Origin of the sequence: Aliiruegeria lutimaris (assembly GCF_900099935.1) — a bacterium.
In the GTDB taxonomy this organism is placed as follows: domain Bacteria; phylum Pseudomonadota; class Alphaproteobacteria; order Rhodobacterales; family Rhodobacteraceae; genus Tropicimonas; species Tropicimonas lutimaris.
The window spans coordinates 1-17,525 of sequence record NZ_FNEK01000016.1 but is presented as its reverse complement, the minus strand read 5'-3'; the positions used below and the strand labels follow the sequence as shown (position 1 = coordinate 17,525).

Genomic DNA, 17,525 nt, shown 5'->3' with positions numbered 1-17,525 from the left:
TTCAGCCGAGCTGAGATTTCACCTGCGGTCCAACAGAGCCGAAATCCATCTGGCCGGTATATTTCGCCTTGAGTGCGCCCATGACCTTGCCCATGTCGCGGATGCTCTCCGCGCCGGTGGCGGCAATGGCCTCGGCAATGGCCTTCTCGACCTCTTCCTCGTCGAGCTGGCGCGGCAGGAATTCCTCCAGAACGAGGATTTCATTGCGTTCCTTCTCGGCCAGTTCCAGCCGCCCGCCCTCTTCATAGGCCCGCGCGCTTTCCTGGCGCTGCTTGACCATCTTGCCGAGGATCTGGAGCACATCGGCATCCGTTGCGCCTTCCGTTGCGCCTTCGGCGCGGGTGGCAATGTCGCGGTCCTTGATCGCGGCCGTAATCAGGCGCAGGGTCGACAGCCTGTCGGCCTGCTTGTTGCGCATCGCGTCCTTTAGGCCAGCACTTACACGGTCTCTGAGCTGCATCATTTCGGATATCCTTGGGTTCCCCAACCACGGGCGGGGGTGATAGTAGTTTCGGCGGCATCTGGCAAGCCGCGAGCGGATTCGCCGAAATACGCCCCCACCGGCAACCGCTGCCGAAACGCCTGCTCGCTCTGCCTTGACGCCCCGCCGCCCGCCACATAGTTTGCCGCCGATTTGCCCGCAGGAGTTGCCAGATGCCCCAGTCCAAGCCCACCGCTTGCCTTGCCCTCGCCGATGGAACGCTGTTTTACGGACAGGGCTTCGGAGCAACCGGTCAGACCGTGGCCGAGCTGTGCTTCAACACGTCGATGACCGGCTACCAGGAGATCATGACCGATCCCTCCTATGCCGGTCAGATCGTGACCTTCACCTTCCCCCACGTGGGCAACGTTGGCGTGAACCCCGACGATGACGAGACGGGCGACCCGGTCGCCGCCGGGATGGTCGTCAAGTGGGACCCGACCGAACCCTCCAACTGGCGCGCGGCGGAGAACCTCAAGCCCTGGCTCGAACGGCGCGGCCGGATCGGAATCGGCGGCGTGGACACTCGGCGGCTGACCCGCGCCATCCGGCAGCAAGGTTCGCCCCATGTGGCACTGGCGCACGACCCGGAGGGCAATTTCGACATTGCCGCGCTGGTCAAGGCCGCCCGTGGCTTCCCCGGCCTTGTCGGGCTCGACCTCGCAAAGGACGTGACCTGCGCGCAGAGCTATCGCTGGGACGAGATGCGGTGGGCCTGGCCGGAAGGCTACGCGCCGCAGACCGAGCCGAAATTCAAGGTTGTCGCGCTCGATTTCGGCGCCAAGCGCAATATCCTGCGTTGCCTGGCCTCGGTGGGTTGCGACGTGACCGTGCTGCCCGCCACCGCTACCTCCGCAGAAGTTCTGGCGCATGAGCCCGATGGCGTGTTCCTCTCCAACGGCCCGGGCGATCCGGCGGCGACGGGAGAATATGCCGTGCCGATGATCAAGGACATTCTGGAGAAGACGAACCTGCCGGTCTTCGGAATCTGCCTCGGCCACCAGATGCTCGCCCTCGCCCTTGGTGCCCGGACGATCAAGATGAACCACGGCCATCACGGGGCGAACCACCCGGTCAAGGATCTGGAGACAGGCAAGGTCGAGATCACATCGATGAATCACGGCTTTACCGTGGACAGCCAGACCCTGCCGCAAGGCGTGGTCGAGACGCATGTCTCGCTGTTCGATGGCTCGAACTGCGGCATCAGGATGTCCGAACGCCCGGTCTTCTCGGTCCAGTACCACCCGGAAGCGAGCCCCGGCCCGCAGGACAGCTTCTACCTGTTCGAGCGTTTTGCCGCCGCAATGGACGCGCGTAAGGTCACAGCCTGACCTTCTCCGCGCGGCACGCCCCCATAGGTTAACCGCTCCTTAACCACGCTGTTCACAGAGTCGTCCCAAACGCAGGGATTCCGACTCGCAAATGACCGCGCCCACACGCCTTTCGCAACTGACCAACCTGGTCAAGCCGTCGGATCCGCCGCGTTTTCGAACTATCCGCAACGAACCGCGCGTCATCGACGGCGGCGCACCGGCCAAGAACCTGGTTGGACAGCGCCTGATCCATCGTGGCGCGGTCAAGCCGGGCGACCTGGTCAAGGCGCTGGCGATGCAGGCACGGCAGGATGCCCGGCTGGGCGACATCCTGCTGTCCAACGGCATGGTCACGCAATCCGCGCTGCTGGCGGTGCTGTCGGAGCAATGGCAGGCCGATGTGGTCGAACTGGACTCCCGCCCGCCCGACCCCGAGTTGATCGACGCCTATGGCGCAACGCGCTGCCTGACCGACGGGTTGGTACCGTGGCGCCGCGATGAATCCGGTGTGATCGTTGCGACCACGCGCCCCGAACGTTTCGCAATTTTCCGCGACGAGCTCGAGGCGATCTTCGGAACAGTCCGGATGGCGCTGACAACCGATCCGGAACTGCACCGGGCCATTACGCTCGTCCGCAACCCTCTGCTGGCCGAACGGGCCGAACAACGTGTTGCCTTGAACCTGTCCTGTCGCGCTTGGGACGGACGCAAGGCGGCCCGGATCATCACGCTGGCGCTGGTGCTGGTGACGCTTGTCGGGGTACTCTGGCCGATCGCCACCTTCTCGCTGCTTGCCGCATGGGCGATCGGCACGTTGGCCGTCACCCTCGCACTCAAGACGGCGGCGCTGTTTTTCGCTGTGCGCCGGCGCGCCGGCAATCGGCCGAACCTCTTTCACACGATGCGCCGCAAGGGGCCGACCATCGCTCGCCTGCCGACCGTTTCGGTCATGGTGCCGCTCTACAAGGAGGAGAATATCGCCGGAAAGCTGGTGAAGCGGCTGGAGCGGCTGGCCTATCCCAAGGAGCTGATGGATATCCTGCTGGTGGTCGAGCAGACGGATGCGCAGACGCAGGAGGTTCTGGAGCGCACGGAACTGCCGCGGTGGATGCGGGTGATCGTGGTGCCGGCTGGCGGCGTTCAGACCAAGCCGCGCGCGCTGAACTATGCACTCGATTTCTGCAAGGGCCAGATCATCGGCGTCTGGGATGCAGAAGACGCGCCCGATGCCGACCAGCTGCACAAGGTGGTGCGCCATTTCCACGACCGCGGGCCGGATGTGGCCTGCCTTCAGGGACGGCTGGATTACTACAACGCCCGCACGAATTGGCTCAGCCGCTGTTTCACCATCGAATATGCGAGCTGGTTCGGCGTCGTGCTGCCCGGCCTGCAACGGATGAAGCTGGCGCTGCCGCTTGGCGGCACGACGCTCTATTTCCGCCGCGCCGCGCTCGAAAAGCTGGGCGGCTGGGACGCGCATAACGTGACCGAAGATGCCGATCTCGGCATGCGGCTGGTGCGCATGGGTTACCGGACGGAAATGGTGGACACGACCACCCGCGAGGAGGCGAATTGCCGGGTCCTGCCATGGATCAAGCAGCGCTCGCGCTGGCTCAAGGGCTATGCCATGACCTGGGCGGTTCACATGCGCAACCCGGCCAAGCTCTGGCGCGAGCTGGGCGCATGGCAGTTCGCGGGCTTCCAGGTGCTGTTCCTCGGAACGCTGTCGCAATTCCTGCTGGCGCCGGTTCTGTGATCCTTCTGGCTGCTGGCCTTCGATCTGCCGCACCCGTTGAAGGGCATTATCCCGCCCGGCCTGTACCTGTCGATGATCGCGCTCTTCGTCTTTTCCGAAGCCATCACCATCACCCTCGGGCTTTTCGCCGTGCAACAGCGCGGGCGGCGGTTTCTCATGGTCTGGGTGCCGACCATGCATGCCTATTTTCCGCTGGCGGCCATCGCCTCCTACAAGGCGTTTTTCGAGATCCTGACCAAACCGTTCTACTGGGACAAGACCCGGCACGGCCTGCATGACGAGGCCGCCGAACCCGAACCGGTCTCGCCCGATCCGATGATCTGACCCGGATTGTTCTCAGGCTGTCAGAGCGCCTTGGACGCCTCGCTGTCCTGCGTCAGCCGTTCGATGAAGGCATTGGAGATATGAGCCTTCAGCGCGTCATAGGCGGCCTGCTCTTCCCGCGCCTTGATCGCGGAAACGATCGCTTCATGTTCCACCATCGCCGTCTCTCCCCGACCCTCGGCAGCCAGCGAGGTCGTCGCCATAAGCGCCATCGATCGATAGACGAGGTCGAGCTGCTGAACGAGGTAGCGATTATGGGACGCAAGATGGATCTGCCGGTGGAAGCGGCGGTTGGCGCGGGCAAGCGCCGAGGGATTGCTGATCAGCTTGCGGTCCGCCGCGATCATCTGCTCCATCACGCGCACTTCCTCGACCGCTGCATGACGCGCGGCCAGGCGGGCGGCGAGCCCCTCCAGTTCGGACCGCACCACGTAGAGCTCAGCCAGCTGGTTGTGATCGAGCGATGCCACGATCAGGCTGCGCCCATCGCGCGCCAGAAGCGATTGCGTCTCCAGACGCTGCAAGGCCTCCCGGATCGGCGTGCGGGAGACGCCGAACCGCTCGGCCAGCTCGGACTCGACCAGCCGGTCGCCGGGCTTGTAGACGCCGACGTCAATCGCCTCCAGGATAAGGTCATAGGCATCCTTCTGGGCCGGTTTTTCGTTCGACATCCCGTTTCCTCTACTGCGAGGCGTATAAGCTACAGCAATCGCATGTATATTCAAGAAGCCGAAGGCAAGCGCCGCGACACTGTGGCAACGGCTCCGCTTGCGCCCGTCTTCGCCCGTACATAGGTTTCGCCCCATGGTGACCGATCGCTTTTCTCACGTAACGACTTGGGTCTTCGACCTGGACAACACGCTCTATCCGCCGCATGCGCGCCTCTTCGACCAGATCGAGGTTCGCATGACCGACTGGGTGATGCGCACGCTTTCGGTTGACCGGGACGAGGCCGACCGGCTGCGTAAGTATTACTGGGCCCAATACGGCACGACGCTGGCCGGGCTCATGCGCGAACATGGGGTGGATCCGGCGCCCTACCTGCACGAAGTGCACGAGATCGACCTGAGCCACCTGGTACCGGACCCGGCCCTTGCCAGCGGCATCCGCGCCCTGCCCGGCCGGCGCATCGTCTATACCAATGGCTCGCGCCCCTATGCCGAACGGGTGGTCGCGGCTCGTGGTCTGGGGGGGCTTTTCGACGCGATTTACGGTGTGGAACATGCCGGCTTTCACCCGAAACCGGAACGTGTTGCCTTCGAGGCTGTCTTTACCGCCGACGGTCTGGACCCGGCCCGAGCCGCCATGTTCGAAGACGACCCGCGCAACCTGGCCGCGCCGTTCGAAATGGGTATGCGGACGGTCCATGTCGCACCGGCCCCGGCGCCTGCGCCCCATATTGATCACCACACGGACGATCTGGCGGATTTCCTCGGGCAGTTTTCGCACGCCTGAACTGGCGACGGCCCTCAGATCCGCTTGATGATCCGGATCAGAAGCAACACCGCGGCCGCCCCGATTGAGGCCGCGACGATGGAGCCGAAAAAGCCGCTCCCGAAACGCACGCCGATCATCGGCAACGCGAAATTGGCGAGGATCGCGCCGCCGATCCCCAGAACCGTGTTGGCCAGGAAACCGAAACCGCCGCCCGCCACCAGCTTGCCAGCCAACCAGCCCGCGATGGCCCCGATCACGATCGCGATCAACCACCCCGAGAAAACCATCGTCTCTGCCTGCGAAACTCCATCCATGCCGTTCATGCTCCCCAAGACTCCGATGGAAGAACCCTAGGCACTGCAGCGTTGCACACCAAGCCAAAAGCTCGGTCACATCATGGCACTCAAAAACGCACAAACTGGCGCCCCTGTCTCTTTCCGCCCGCTCCCGTGCATGTTACGGCGAGACCGAAGATTTAAGGATCTGTTTTCATGAAGCATATTTTCATCGTCACTTTCGGACGCACCGGTTCCACGGCTTTGCTCAAAACGCTCAATGCCATCGAAGGAGCCTGTATCCGGGGGCAGAACGGCGCGCTCCTGTGCAGCCTTGCCGAGGCTGCCGAAGCCCTCGCGGACCGGCACCGGGAACGCTCGGGAAACCGCGCGCGGTTCACCGGAAACCCCTGGTACGGCATCAATGAGGCCAACCCCGAAGCCTTCGCCCATTCCCTCGCACGAAGCTTCGTGCGCGACGTGCTGAACCCGCCGGAGGGGACCCGGATCACGGGGTTCAAGGAAATCAACTACACCGACGAGACGCTGACGGACCGGAATTTCGACGCCGTTCTGGGCTTCATGCTTCGCTATTTCGAAGACCCGCACATCATCTTCCTCACCCGAGATCCGGCGGAGGCGTCTCACTCGGGATGGTGGCAGGACCGGGACCAGGACGTGGTCACGGATGTTCTCGAAATGACGATCGAGCGTTTCCACAAGGCGCATGCGGCCAATCCGGAACGCAGTTTTCTCATCGACCACGCCGATTTCGACCGAAACCCAACCGGCCTGCTGCCCCTTTTGGACTGGCTGGGCGAAATGCTCCCGCCGGAGCTGTTGGAAGACAGCCTCGAAGAACGCCTTCTGCATCTGAACTGAGGGATTGGTTGGCTCTGGCAAGTCCCGGTGTGCCGTGGCGCGTCCTGCCCGCGCCCAATCGCACCCGCCCCGCGGGATTTCTCCCCTGCAACGCAGGCTATCACTTTGACAGGAGCCGCGAGGGCCTTGCCCGGCATTTTCTTGCCGCTCAGGCTCGGGTCCGACACCTGTGGATACCGGCACCTCTTGACCTTCCCGTAAACAAGCGATCTTTGACGGGGATCGACAAGGAGTCCCGCGATGTATCAGCCAGCGATCACCGGAACGGGGGTCTTCACGCCCTCTGAGATCATTACCAATGATGAGTTGGTCGCGGCCTTCAACGCCTATGCCGACCGCGTGAACACAGCGAATGCCGATGCCATCGCTGCCGGCGAGGTGGAACCGATACAGCATTCCTCCACCGAGTTCATCATCGCCGCCTCCGGTATCGAGAACCGCTACGTGCTGAACAAATCCGGCGTGCTCGACCCCGGGGTTATGGCGCCGATCCTGCGGGAGCGCTCCGACGAGGAACCCGGCGTGATGGCAGAAATGGCCGTCGATGCCTGCACCAAGGCGCTCGAACAGGCGGGCGTGGACGCCGCCGAGGTCGATGCCGTGCTCTGCGCCGCCTCCAACCACGAGCGCGCCTATCCCGCCATCGCGGTCGAGATCCAGAAACTGCTCGGCTGCGGCGGTTTCGGCTTCGACATGAATGTCGCCTGTTCTTCCGCCACCTTCGGCATCCAGGCCGCGGCCGACATGATCCGCGCCGGCTCCATCCGCAAGGCGCTGGTGGTCAACCCGGAAATCTGCTCGGCCCACCTCGAATGGCGCGATCGGGACTGCCATTTCATCTTCGGCGATGTCTGCACCGCCGTGCTGCTGGAGCGCGAAGAAGACGCGAAGGGGCCGCATTTCACCATCCGCTCCACGCGGTTGGCGACGGAATTTTCCAACAATATCCGCAACAATAACGGCTTCCTGCGTCGTACCCGCAAGGGCCACATGCAAGACCGCCGCGACATGCTCTTCATGCAGGAGGGCCGCAAGGTCTTCAAACAGGTGCTGCCGATGGTCAGCGCCCATATCGCCGCGCACATGGCCGACGAGGGTATCGCCAAGGAAGACCTGAAGCGGATATGGCTGCACCAGGCCAACAAGACGATGAACGATTTCATCGGCAAGAAGGTGCTGGGCCGCGTGCCCACGCCCGAAGAACAGCCCAATATCCTGCAGGACTACGCCAACACCTCCTCCGCCGGTTCCATCATCGCCTTTTCCAAGTTTTCCGAGGACATGCAGACTGGCGATATCGGCCTGATCTGTTCGTTTGGCGCCGGCTATTCGGTAGGCTCAGTCATCGTCGAAAGGAAATCCGCATGATCCGCATCTCCACGCTGACCGCCATGCTTGTCCTCCTGGCAGGCTGCGGCGGCGTTCCCCTCGTCCCCATCATTTGAAAAAGGGCCCCAAGGGGCCCTCTTCTTCTGTCCAAAAATATCCTCGGGGGGAGCGCCCCGACCGGGGCGCGCGGGGGGCAGACAGCCCCCCGTCCCCGGCCAATCAGGCGTGGATCGGTCCGTCGCCACAGGCCATCGCCGCCTCACGCACCGCTTCCGAGGTGGTCGGGTGGGCGTGGCAGGTGCGGGCAAGATCCTCGGCCGAGGCGCCGAACTCCATCGCGACGCAGATCTCGTGGATCATCTCGCCGGCCACCGGGCCGATGATATGGGCGCCAAGGATGCGGTCGGTTTCCTTGTCGGCGAGGATCTTCACGAAGCCGTCGGACTGCATCATCGCCTTGGCGCGGCCATTGCCCATGAAGTTGAACTTGCCAGCCTTGTAGGCCCGTCCCGCCTCCTTGAGCTGCTCTTCGGTCGCACCGACCGAAGCCACCTCGGGCGTGGTGTAGATCACGCCGGGGATGAGGTTGTAGTCGATATGCGGCTTCTGCCCGGCGATCATCTCGGCCACGGCGCCGCCCTCGTCCTCGGCCTTGTGCGCCAGCATCGGGCCGTCGATCACGTCGCCGATGGCGTAAACGCCGGGGATATTGGTCTGGTAATGCGCATCGACCTCGATCTGGCCACGCTTGGACATCTTGACGCCGAGTGCGTCGAGCCCCAGCCCTTCGGTAAAGGGCAGACGGCCGGTGGCGACGAGGACCACGTCGGCATCGACCGTGTGCTCGGCCCCATCCTTGCGCATCGCGTACGTGACCTTGGCCTTGGTCTTGAGCGTCTCGACCTTGGAAACGGCGGCGCCGGTGATGATATCCAGCCCCTGCTTCTTGAGGATCTTCTGGAAGGCACGGGCAACCTCGGCATCGGCGCCCGGGGTAATACCGTCCAGGAACTCGATCACGGTGACCTCGGTGCCGAGGCGGCTATAGACGGAGCCAAGCTCCAGCCCGATCACGCCTGCACCGACCACGACCATCTTTTTCGGGATCTTCGGCAGTTCCAGAGCACCGGTGGAGGTGACGACGATCTTCTCGTCGATCTCGACTTCGGCGCCCGGGATCGAGGCCGCAGAGGAGCCGGACGCGATGATGATATTCTTGGCTTCGTGGATCTCGTCTCCGACCTTGACCTTGCCAGCCTCGGGGATCGAGCCCCAGCCCTTCAGCCAGTCGATCTTGTTCTTCTTGAACAGGAACTCGATGCCCTTGGTGTTGGTGTCGATCACGCCCTGCTTGTAACCGAGCATCTTTTCGAAATCGACCTTCGGTTTGCCGGCCTTGATGCCCATTTCCTCGAAATTGTGCTCGCTCTCGTGCAACAGGTGCGAGGCATGCAGCAGCGCCTTGGAGGGGATGCAGCCGACGTTGAGGCAGGTGCCACCGAGGGTTTCGCGGCCCTCGACACAAGCGGTTTTCAGGCCCAGTTGGGCGCAGCGGATGGCGCAGACATAGCCGCCGGGGCCGGCGCCGATTACGATAACGTCATAGCTTGCCATGATGTGTTCCTTTGCGGTTGGCGCGCGCCTTTGGGCGGCGTGGGAGGGGGGCCGTCTGCCCCCCGGCGCCTTGCGGCGCCTCCCCCGAGGATACTTCAAGAAAGAGGATGCGACGGCCGCGGGATCGGCGGCCGCCGTCGGGATCAGAGATCCATCAGCAGGCGGCGCGGGTCTTCGAGCGCTTCCTTGACCTTCACCAGGAAGGTCACGGCGCCCTTGCCGTCGACGATGCGGTGATCGTAGCTGAGTGCCAGGTACATCATCGGGCGGGCGACGATCTCGCCGTTGATGACCATCGGGCGCTGCTGGATCTTGTGCATGCCGAGGATACCCGATTGCGGCGGGTTGAGGATCGGCGAGGACATCAGCGAGCCATAGACACCACCGTTGGAGATGGTGAAGGTGCCGCCCTGCATCTCGGCCATGGAGAGCTTGCCGTCGCGGGCGCGGCGGCCCTTCTCGGCGATGGCGGCTTCGATCTCGGCAAAGCCCATCTGGTCGGCGTCGCGGATGACGGGGACGACGAGGCCCTGTGGCGTGCCGGCGGCGATGCCCATATGGACGAAGTTCTTGTAGACGATCTCGTCGCCGTCGATCTCTGCGTTGACCTCGGGCACTTCCTTCAGCGCGGCGCAGCAGGCCTTGGTGAAGAAGGACATGAAGCCGAGGCGAACGCCGTGGCGCTTCTCGAACTCGTCCTTGTATTGCGAGCGCAGCGCCATCGTCTCCGTCATGTCCACCTCGTTATAGGTGGTCAGGATCGCGGCGTTGTTCTGTGCGTCCTTGAGGCGGCGGGCGATGGTGGCGCGCAGGCGGGTCATCTTGATGCGCTCTTCGCGGGCCGCATCCTCGGCCGGGACCGGCGCGCGCGGGGCGGCCGGGGCGGCGGGCTTGGCGGCCGGCTTGTTGAGCGCGGCGATGACGTCCTCCTTCATCACGCGGCCGTCACGGCCGGAGCCCTGGACGGCAGCCGGGTCCATACCTTTTTCGGCCATCAACTTGCGGGCGGAAGGCGCGTCCGCGACGTCCTTGGCAGACGCCGGGGCGGCGGCGGCGGGCGCAGGGGCCGCGGCAGCGCCTTCACCGGCGGCGATCACGGCCAGTTTGGCAGCGGCGTCGACGGTAGAGCCTTCCGGCGCGGCGATCTCGGTCAGGACGCCCGCGACCGGGGCCGGAACCTCGACGGAAACCTTGTCGGTTTCCAGCTCGCACAGCATCTCGTCCTGCGCGACAGTATCGCCGACGGCCTTGAACCATGTGGAAACAGTGGCTTCGGTGACGCTCTCACCAAGGGTCGGGACCATCACGTCGACCGAGGCGCCGCCAGAAGCCGGGGCCGATGCGGCCTTGGCGGGGGCAGCTTGTGCGGCGGGCGCCGGGGCCGCACCTTCGCCGGCCTGCAGCGTGGCCAGCAGGGCATCGACACCGACGGTTTCGCCTTCGCCGGCGACGATCTCGCCCAGCACACCGGCGGCCGGCGCCGGGACCTCGACCGTCACCTTGTCGGTTTCCAGCTCGCACAGCATCTCATCGACGGCGACAGCATCGCCAGGTTTCTTGAACCAGGTTGCGACGGTGGCTTCGGTGACGCTTTCACCCAGGGTGGGCACGCGGACTTCAATGGTCATTTTTTCACTTCCCTTCGATGGTCAGCGCTTCGTCGATGAGCGCGGCTTGCTGTGCTTTGTGCATGGAGGCCAGGCCGGTAGCCGGCGAGGCGGAGGCGGCGCGGCCGGCATAAGCCGGACGGCTATGGGTTGCGCCGATGCGGGTCAGGACCCATTCGATATTCGGCTCGATGAAGGTCCAGGCACCCTGGTTCTTGGGCTCTTCCTGGCACCAGACCATCTCGGCGCCTTTGAAGCGCTCAAGTTCCTTGACCAGCGAGATCGCCGGGAAGGGGTAGAACTGCTCGATACGCAGCAGGTAGATATCGTCGATGCCGCGGGCGTCGCGCTCTTCGAGCAGGTCGTAATAGACCTTGCCCGAGCACATGACCACGCGGTTGATCTCGGAGTCCGGTTTGAGCTGGGTGTCCGAATTGCCCTTCTGCGCGTCGTCCCAGAGGACGCGATGGAAAGAGGATCCGGTGGTGAAATCCTCGCGGTCCGAGATGCAGAACTTGTGGCGCAGCAGCGATTTCGGCGTCATCAGAACCAGCGGCTTGCGGAAGGAGCGGTGCAGCTGGCGGCGCAGGATGTGGAAGTAGTTCGCGGGCGTCGAGCAGTTCGCCACGATCCAGTTATCCTGACCGCACAGTTGCAGCCAGCGCTCAAGGCGCGCGGAGGAGTGCTCCGGTCCCTGCCCTTCGAAACCATGCGGCATCAGCATGACGAGGCCGGACATGCGCAGCCACTTGCTCTCACCCGAACTGATGAACTGATCGAACATGATCTGGGCGCCGTTGGCGAAGTCGCCGAACTGGGCTTCCCAAAGCGTGAGCGCGTTCGGTTCGGCCAGCGAGTAGCCATATTCGAAGCCGAGCACCGCATATTCCGACAGCGCCGAGTCGATCACCTCGTACTGCGCCTGGCCCTCGCGGATATGGTTGAGCGGGTAGTAGCGCTCTTCCGTCAGCTGGTTCACGAAGCCGGAATGGCGCTGCGAGAAGGTGCCGCGCGTGGAGTCCTGACCCGCGAGACGCACCGGGTAGCCCTCGGTCAGAAGCGAGCCGAAGGCCAGCGCCTCACCGGTGGCCCAGTCGAAGCCCTTGCCGGTTTCGAACATTTGCGACTTGGCGTCGAGCAGCCGGCCAACCGTCTTGTGCAGCGGGTAGCCGTCAGGGGCAGTAACCAGTGAACGGCCGACCGCGTCGAAGGTCTCGTCCGGGATCGCGGTTTCGCCGCGCTGGTAGCTGTCGCCCTCGCGGTCGAGATGCGACCAGCGGCCGTCGAGCCAGTCTGCCTTGTTCGGCTTGAATTCCTTGCCGGCCTCGAACTCGTCGTTCAGCTTGGCCTGGAAGGCGGCCTTCATGTCCTCGATCTCGCCCTCGGGGATGAGGCCGTCCTTGACCAGCCGCTCGGTATAAAGCGCAAGCGTCGTCTTGTGCTTCTTGATGTTGTTGTACATCACCGGGTTGGTGAACATGGGCTCGTCGCCCTCGTTGTGACCGAAGCGGCGGTAGCAGAAGATGTCGATCACGACATCCTTGTGGAATTTCTGGCGGAACTCCGTGGCGACCTTGGCCGCGTGCACAACGGCCTCGGGATCGTCGCCGTTGACGTGGAAGATCGGCGCTTCCACCACCAGCGCGTTGTCCGTCGGATAGGGCGAGGAACGCGAGAAATGCGGCGCCGTGGTAAAGCCGATCTGGTTGTTCACGACGATATGGATCGTGCCGCCGGTGCGGTGGCCCTTGAGACCGGACAGCGCAAAGCATTCCGCAACGACACCCTGACCGGCGAAAGCCGCGTCACCGTGCAGCAGGATCGGGATCACCGAGGTGCGATGCGGGTCGTTGTTCTGGTCCTGCTTGGCGCGGGACTTGCCCAGCACGACCGGGTTCACGGCTTCGAGGTGCGAGGGGTTCGCGGTCAGCGAGAGGTGCACCGAGTTGCCGTCGAACTCGCGGTCAGAGGAAGCGCCGAGGTGATATTTCACGTCGCCGGAGCCGTCCACGTCCTCGGGCTTGAAGCTGCCGCCCTGGAATTCGTTGAAGATGGCCCGGTAGGGCTTGCTCATCACGTTGGCGAGCACGCTGAGGCGACCGCGGTGGGGCATGCCGATCACCACGTCGGTCACGCCGAGCGCACCGCCGCGCTTGATGATCTGTTCCATGGCCGGGATCAGGGATTCACCGCCATCGAGACCGAAGCGCTTGGTGCCCATGTATTTCACGTGCAGGAACTTCTCGAAGCCCTCGGCCTCGACCAGCTTGTTGAGGATCGCGCGGCGCCCCTCACGGGTGAACTGGATTTCCTTGCCGAAACCCTCGATCCGCTCCTTGAGCCAGGCGGCCTGCTCCGGGTCCGAGATGTGCATGTATTGCAGCGCGAAGGTGCCACAATAGGTGCGCTTCACGATGTCGAGGATCTGGCGCATCGTCGCCACTTGCAGACCGAGCACATTGTCGATGAAGATCGGCCGGTCCATGTCGGCGTCCTTGAAGCCGTAGGAGGCCGGATCGAGCTCCGGGTGTGGTGTGGCATCGCGCATGCCCAGCGGGTCCAGATCGGCAACCAGGTGGCCCCGGATCCGGTAGGCGCGGATGATCATCAGGGCGCGGATGGAGTCCAGAACGGCGCGCTTGATCTGGTCGTCAGAAACCTCGACGCCCTTTTCGGCCGCCTTGGCCTTGATTTTCTTGCCGGCATCACGAACTTCCGGTTCAGCCCATTCACCGGTCAACGCCGCGGTCAGCTCATCGGCGATGAAAGTGGACGGCCGCGCCCAGGACGGGCCTGTCGCCTCGGCCCGCACTTCCTGTTCCTCATCGCCGAGTTGGCGGAAGAACTCGCCCCAGGCTTCGTCGACCGAGGTCGGGTCCTGGGAATAGCGGGCGTAGAGTTGCTCCACATATTCCGCATTGTGGCCTTGCAGGAAGCTGGACGCATGGAAAATATCGTTGCGGCTGTGTTCGGTCATGGCGAGTCCTTGGCGCTTTTGTTGTGTTCGGACCTAAGGTTGTCTGTGGCGAAATTCCAGTTGTTCGGCACCCATTGTCGGAGACAATTTGTCAGGCACAAAGCCTTGCTCCACATGCCGAAACTCGGGCCGCATGGAACGGCCCGAGCAGTGATTGCGGGGGAGGATGTACAAGCGGTTCGCTGTCGCTCGTCCCATTGCGGGTTTACCCCCCCCAGCCGTCACTCAGCCCTTGTCGATGGCCTTCAGAACCGCCTGGCCCAGGTGAGCCGGGCTTTCGGCGACGGTGATGCCCGCGGAGAGCATGGCTTCGATCTTGTCCTCGGCACCGCCCTTGCCACCGGCGACGATCGCACCGGCATGGCCCATGCGGCGGCCCGGAGGGGCCGTGCGGCCGGCGATGAAACCGGCGGTCGGCTTCCAGCGGCCGCGCTTCTTCTCGTCGGCCAGGAACTGCGCGGCTTCCTCTTCGGCCGCGCCACCGATCTCGCCGATCATGATGATCGACTGGGTTTCGTCATCGGCGAGGAACATCTCCAGCACGTCGATATGCTCGGTGCCCTTGATCGGGTCGCCGCCGATGCCGACAGCGGTGGACTGGCCGAGGCCGGAATCGGAGGTCTGCTTAACAGCCTCGTAGGTCAGCGTGCCCGAGCGGGAGACAACGCCCACGGAGCCGCGCTTGTGAATGTGGCCCGGCATGATGCCGATCTTGCAGGCATCCGGCGTGATGATACCGGGGCAGTTCGGGCCGATCAGACGCGACCTGCTGCACTGCAGCGCGCGCTTGACCGTCATCATGTCCATGACCGGGATGCCTTCCGTGATGCAGACGATCAGCTCCATCTCGGCGTCGATGGCCTCGAGGATCGAGTCCGCCGCGAAGGGGGGCGGCACGTAAATCACGGTCGCGTTTGCCTCTGTCACGGCCTTGGCTTCGTGCACGGAGTCGAAGACCGGCAGGCCAAGATGCTCCTGGCCACCTTTGCCCGGCGTTACGCCGCCGACCATCTTGGTGCCATAGGCAATCGCCTGCTCGGAGTGGAAGGTGCCCTGCGAGCCGGTGAAGCCCTGGCAGATCACCTTGGTGTTTTCATCAACGAGAACAGCCATTCTTCTTATCCTTTCACCGCTGCGACGATTTTCTGGGCGCCATCGGCGAGATCGTCCGCCGCGATCACGTTCAGACCGCTGGAGGCAATGATTTCCTTGCCCTTTTCAACATTCGTACCTTCGAGACGCACGACCAGCGGAACCTGCAGGCCAACCTCTTTCACCGCGGCGATCACGCCCTCGGCGATGACATCACAGCGCATGATGCCACCGAAGATGTTCACCAGGATGCCCTTCACGTTCGGGTCCGAGGTGATGATCTTGAAAGCTTCGGTGACCTTTTCCTTGGTCGCCCCGCCGCCCACGTCGAGGAAGTTCGCCGGCTCGGCACCGTAGAGCTTGATGATATCCATCGTCGCCATGGCCAGGCCCGCGCCGTTCACCATGCAGCCGATGTCACCGTCGAGCGCGATGTAGTTGAGGTCGAACTTGCTGGCTTCCAGCTCTTTCGGGTCCTCTTCGGTCTCGTCGCGCAGCGCGGCCACGTCAGGGTGGCGATAGAGCGCGTTGCCGTCGAAGCCCATCTTGGCATCGAGGCACTTGAGGTCGCCCGTGTCGGAAATGATCAACGGGTTGATCTCCAGCATATCCATGTCCTTCTGGACGAACATCCGGTAGAGCGTCTTCATCAGGGCAACGCATTGCTTGACCTGCGGCCCCTTGAGGCCGAGCATGAAGGCGATGCGGCGGCCATGGTAGCCGTGATAACCTGTGGCCGGATCGACGGAGAAGGACAGGATCTTTTCCGGGGTCTCGGCAGCCACCTCTTCAATATTCATCCCGCCCTCGGTGGAGCAGACGAAAGAGATGCGCGAGGTCTGGCGGTCGATCAGCAGCGCGAGGTAAAGCTCACGCTGGATGTTGGAGCCATCCTCGATATAGACGCGGTGGACTTCCTTGCCCGCCGGGCCGGTCTGTTCGGTAACGAGCGTGCGGCCAAGCATCTTTCTGGCTTCCTCGGCGGCCTCTTCGACCGACTTTGCGATCCGTACGCCGCCCTTTTCGCCAGCTTCCGGCTCCTTGAAATGGCCCTTGCCGCGGCCACCCGCGTGGATCTGAGCCTTGACGACCCAAAGCGGCCCGTCCATTTCGCCGGCGGCCGTCTTGGCCTCCTCCGCCTTGTAAACGATACGGCCATCACTGACCGGGGCGCCGAAGTCGCGAAGCAGAGCCTTCGCCTGGTATTCATGGATGTTCATGAAAATGTCCCGTCTAGCTGCGATTTTTGCCTGATTGGCATACCTTCGTGTGCCGTCAAACCGTTTTTTGTCAAAACGGGGATCTGTTAGCGCAAAATCGTACTTTTGTGATCACACCCACAAAAAGTGTGATCACAAATTAAAATCAAGCGATTCGCTGCAGGTGAAATTCAACGCGCGACGTCGGTGGAATTACACCGTATTCGGGCCCGCTGGGTTCAGATAGGGCGACCACCGGGAGCCGCGCATCGTTTCCCGATCCAGCACATGATTCCGGCAGCGCCATCCCCCGCTCGGCCGACGCTTCGCGGTCGGCTCCGCCGAGGCACTCGATGGGAAGTGTCCATTATGCTATATTTTCAATCAATTTTATGTCAGAGAACTTACCCCACATCAACAGATGTTCTGAGTGGCGGGCATGGCCCCGAATGCCCGCAAACGCGAAGAAAATTCTCGGGGTCGGGACTGATAATCCGTGAAACTTCTTATTACAACCTCGCTTGCCGCCATGCTCTGCATTTCGGTTTCGGCTCCGGCCATTGCGGACAGCGAGAACTGAGACGCAGAGAAGGCTGCCCAGGTCGAACAAAGTCGCAATACCGATTCCGGACACGGAAATGGCAGTGAAAAGCTGCGCCGTGTCGAATGGCGAGACATTAACAACTAGGAAAACAGAAGAAACCGGGATCCGGGCAATTCCGGCGATCAGTGTCAGGGCGGGAAGACCGAAATAGCTGCGCTTGCTAGGTCGTGTTGACAAAAGGGATTCACACTCGGCGATAGGCGTGATTCAAGCTGGTATCTGCGATGGAGACCAGCTTGGCACGAGACCTGATGTCGGACGAGGAGTGGGCGTTCTTTGAGCGTTTCATCTTGTCTGTTCGCGCCTCGAATGGGCGCAAACCCACAAACCACCGGCGTGTTCTTGATGGTGTTTTCTGGATCGCTCGGACAGGAGCACCATGGCGGGACTTGCCCGAAGAGTTCGGAAAATGGTCAAGTGTCTATCGGCAGTTCCGCCGCTGGACGCTCGCCGGTCTCTGGGAACAGATCCTGGAGGCGCTGACCGAGAGCCGGATCGTCCCTGACGCCCTGCAAATGGTCGATAGCACCGTGGTTCGCGCCCATCATCAGGCAGCGGGCGCTAAAGGGGGACTCCGCGACAGGGTTTTGGCCGCTCAAAGGGTGGCTTCACGACCAAGATCCACCTCCGGGTGA

At 63.1% G+C, this 17,525-nt stretch carries 14 protein-coding genes and 1 pseudogene; 7 read left to right on the top strand and 8 right to left on the bottom strand.

Going from position 1 to position 17,525, the window contains the following annotated elements:
* Position 1: 1 nt before the first annotated feature.
* Positions 2-460 (bottom strand): GatB/YqeY domain-containing protein, encoded by a 459-nt coding sequence (locus BLR85_RS09405; RefSeq protein WP_093154671.1) that lies wholly within the window; start codon positions 458-460, stop codon positions 2-4.
* Positions 461-654: 194 nt separating this feature from the next.
* Between BLR85_RS09405 and carA the strand changes: the two genes are divergently transcribed.
* The 3 genes from carA to BLR85_RS29820 all read left to right on the top strand — a co-directional run bounded on the left by carA (position 655) and on the right by BLR85_RS29820 (position 3,874).
* Positions 655-1,812, top strand: a complete 1,158-nt coding sequence (gene carA, locus BLR85_RS09400; RefSeq protein WP_093154378.1) for a glutamine-hydrolyzing carbamoyl-phosphate synthase small subunit — start codon at positions 655-657, stop codon at positions 1,810-1,812.
* 91 nt (positions 1,813-1,903) lie between these two features.
* Positions 1,904-3,550: a glycosyltransferase gene (locus tag BLR85_RS09395; protein ID WP_244520667.1), complete on the top strand. Its 1,647-nt coding sequence runs from the start codon at positions 1,904-1,906 to the stop codon at positions 3,548-3,550.
* Positions 3,551-3,586: 36 nt separating this feature from the next.
* On the top strand, positions 3,587-3,874 hold the full coding sequence (locus BLR85_RS29820) for a hypothetical protein (RefSeq protein WP_244520666.1): 288 nt from the start codon (positions 3,587-3,589) through the stop codon (positions 3,872-3,874).
* A gap of 20 nt (positions 3,875-3,894) precedes the next feature.
* Here BLR85_RS29820 and BLR85_RS09390 read toward each other — a convergent pair whose 3' ends face one another.
* Positions 3,895-4,545, bottom strand: coding sequence for a GntR family transcriptional regulator (locus BLR85_RS09390; RefSeq protein WP_093154374.1), 651 nt, complete (start codon positions 4,543-4,545; stop codon positions 3,895-3,897).
* Positions 4,546-4,678: 133 nt separating this feature from the next.
* Between BLR85_RS09390 and BLR85_RS09385 the strand changes: the two genes are divergently transcribed.
* Positions 4,679-5,329, top strand: a complete 651-nt coding sequence (locus tag BLR85_RS09385) for a pyrimidine 5'-nucleotidase (protein WP_093154369.1) — start codon at positions 4,679-4,681, stop codon at positions 5,327-5,329.
* Between the two features lie 14 nt (positions 5,330-5,343).
* Here BLR85_RS09385 and BLR85_RS09380 read toward each other — a convergent pair whose 3' ends face one another.
* Positions 5,344-5,625, bottom strand: a complete 282-nt coding sequence (locus tag BLR85_RS09380) for a GlsB/YeaQ/YmgE family stress response membrane protein (RefSeq protein ID WP_212635052.1) — start codon at positions 5,623-5,625, stop codon at positions 5,344-5,346.
* 177 nt (positions 5,626-5,802) lie between these two features.
* Between BLR85_RS09380 and BLR85_RS09375 the strand changes: the two genes are divergently transcribed.
* Positions 5,803-6,468 carry a sulfotransferase gene (locus BLR85_RS09375; protein WP_093154364.1) on the top strand — a complete coding sequence of 222 codons (666 nt, stop codon included), beginning with the start codon at positions 5,803-5,805 and terminating at the stop codon, positions 6,466-6,468.
* A 240-nt stretch (positions 6,469-6,708) separates the two neighbouring features.
* A complete protein-coding gene (locus BLR85_RS09370) occupies positions 6,709-7,836 on the top strand; it encodes a beta-ketoacyl-ACP synthase III (protein WP_093154360.1) in 1,128 nt (375 codons plus the stop codon).
* Positions 7,837-8,016: 180 nt separating this feature from the next.
* On the opposite strand, the gene lpdA is transcribed toward BLR85_RS09370, so the two are convergent.
* The 5 genes from lpdA to sucC form a co-directional block, all read right to left on the bottom strand.
* Entirely contained in the window at positions 8,017-9,411 is a 1,395-nt protein-coding gene (gene lpdA / locus BLR85_RS09365) for a dihydrolipoyl dehydrogenase (protein WP_093154355.1), read from the bottom strand.
* A 143-nt stretch (positions 9,412-9,554) separates the two neighbouring features.
* The gene (gene odhB, locus BLR85_RS09360; protein ID WP_093154350.1) at positions 9,555-11,039 is read right to left on the bottom strand and encodes a 2-oxoglutarate dehydrogenase complex dihydrolipoyllysine-residue succinyltransferase; all 1,485 of its coding nucleotides are present in this window, start codon (positions 11,037-11,039) and stop codon (positions 9,555-9,557) included.
* Between the two features lie 4 nt (positions 11,040-11,043).
* Positions 11,044-13,995, bottom strand: a complete 2,952-nt coding sequence (locus BLR85_RS09355) for a 2-oxoglutarate dehydrogenase E1 component (RefSeq protein WP_093154344.1) — start codon at positions 13,993-13,995, stop codon at positions 11,044-11,046.
* A gap of 225 nt (positions 13,996-14,220) precedes the next feature.
* A complete protein-coding gene (gene sucD, locus BLR85_RS09350; RefSeq protein WP_093154334.1) occupies positions 14,221-15,108 on the bottom strand; it encodes a succinate--CoA ligase subunit alpha in 888 nt (295 codons plus the stop codon).
* 5 nt (positions 15,109-15,113) lie between these two features.
* On the bottom strand, positions 15,114-16,307 hold the full coding sequence (gene sucC, locus BLR85_RS09345; RefSeq protein ID WP_093154330.1) for an ADP-forming succinate--CoA ligase subunit beta: 1,194 nt from the start codon (positions 16,305-16,307) through the stop codon (positions 15,114-15,116).
* Between the two features lie 807 nt (positions 16,308-17,114).
* Here sucC and BLR85_RS09340 point away from each other — a divergent pair.
* A pseudogene (locus BLR85_RS09340) lies at positions 17,115-17,525 on the top strand (IS5 family transposase); the annotation flags it as partial.

Excerpts from the sequence above, each read along its gene's own strand:
- BLR85_RS09405 (WP_093154671.1), bottom strand. The coding sequence starts at position 460 with ATGCAGCTCAGAGACCGTGTAAGTGCTGGCCTAAAGGACGCGATGCGC.
- carA (WP_093154378.1), top strand. The coding sequence starts at position 655 with ATGCCCCAGTCCAAGCCCACCGCTTGCCTTGCCCTCGCCGATGGAACG.
- BLR85_RS09395 (WP_244520667.1), top strand. The coding sequence starts at position 1,904 with ATGACCGCGCCCACACGCCTTTCGCAACTGACCAACCTGGTCAAGCCG.
- BLR85_RS09390 (WP_093154374.1), bottom strand. The coding sequence starts at position 4,545 with ATGTCGAACGAAAAACCGGCCCAGAAGGATGCCTATGACCTTATCCTG.
- BLR85_RS09385 (WP_093154369.1), top strand. The coding sequence starts at position 4,679 with ATGGTGACCGATCGCTTTTCTCACGTAACGACTTGGGTCTTCGACCTG.
- BLR85_RS09380 (WP_212635052.1), bottom strand. The coding sequence starts at position 5,625 with ATGGATGGAGTTTCGCAGGCAGAGACGATGGTTTTCTCGGGGTGGTTG.
- BLR85_RS09375 (WP_093154364.1), top strand. The coding sequence starts at position 5,803 with ATGAAGCATATTTTCATCGTCACTTTCGGACGCACCGGTTCCACGGCT.
- BLR85_RS09370 (WP_093154360.1), top strand. The coding sequence starts at position 6,709 with ATGTATCAGCCAGCGATCACCGGAACGGGGGTCTTCACGCCCTCTGAG.
- lpdA (WP_093154355.1), bottom strand. The coding sequence starts at position 9,411 with ATGGCAAGCTATGACGTTATCGTAATCGGCGCCGGCCCCGGCGGCTAT.
- odhB (WP_093154350.1), bottom strand. The coding sequence starts at position 11,039 with ATGACCATTGAAGTCCGCGTGCCCACCCTGGGTGAAAGCGTCACCGAA.
- BLR85_RS09355 (WP_093154344.1), bottom strand. The coding sequence starts at position 13,995 with ATGACCGAACACAGCCGCAACGATATTTTCCATGCGTCCAGCTTCCTG.
- sucD (WP_093154334.1), bottom strand. The coding sequence starts at position 15,108 with ATGGCTGTTCTCGTTGATGAAAACACCAAGGTGATCTGCCAGGGCTTC.
- sucC (WP_093154330.1), bottom strand. The coding sequence starts at position 16,307 with ATGAACATCCATGAATACCAGGCGAAGGCTCTGCTTCGCGACTTCGGC.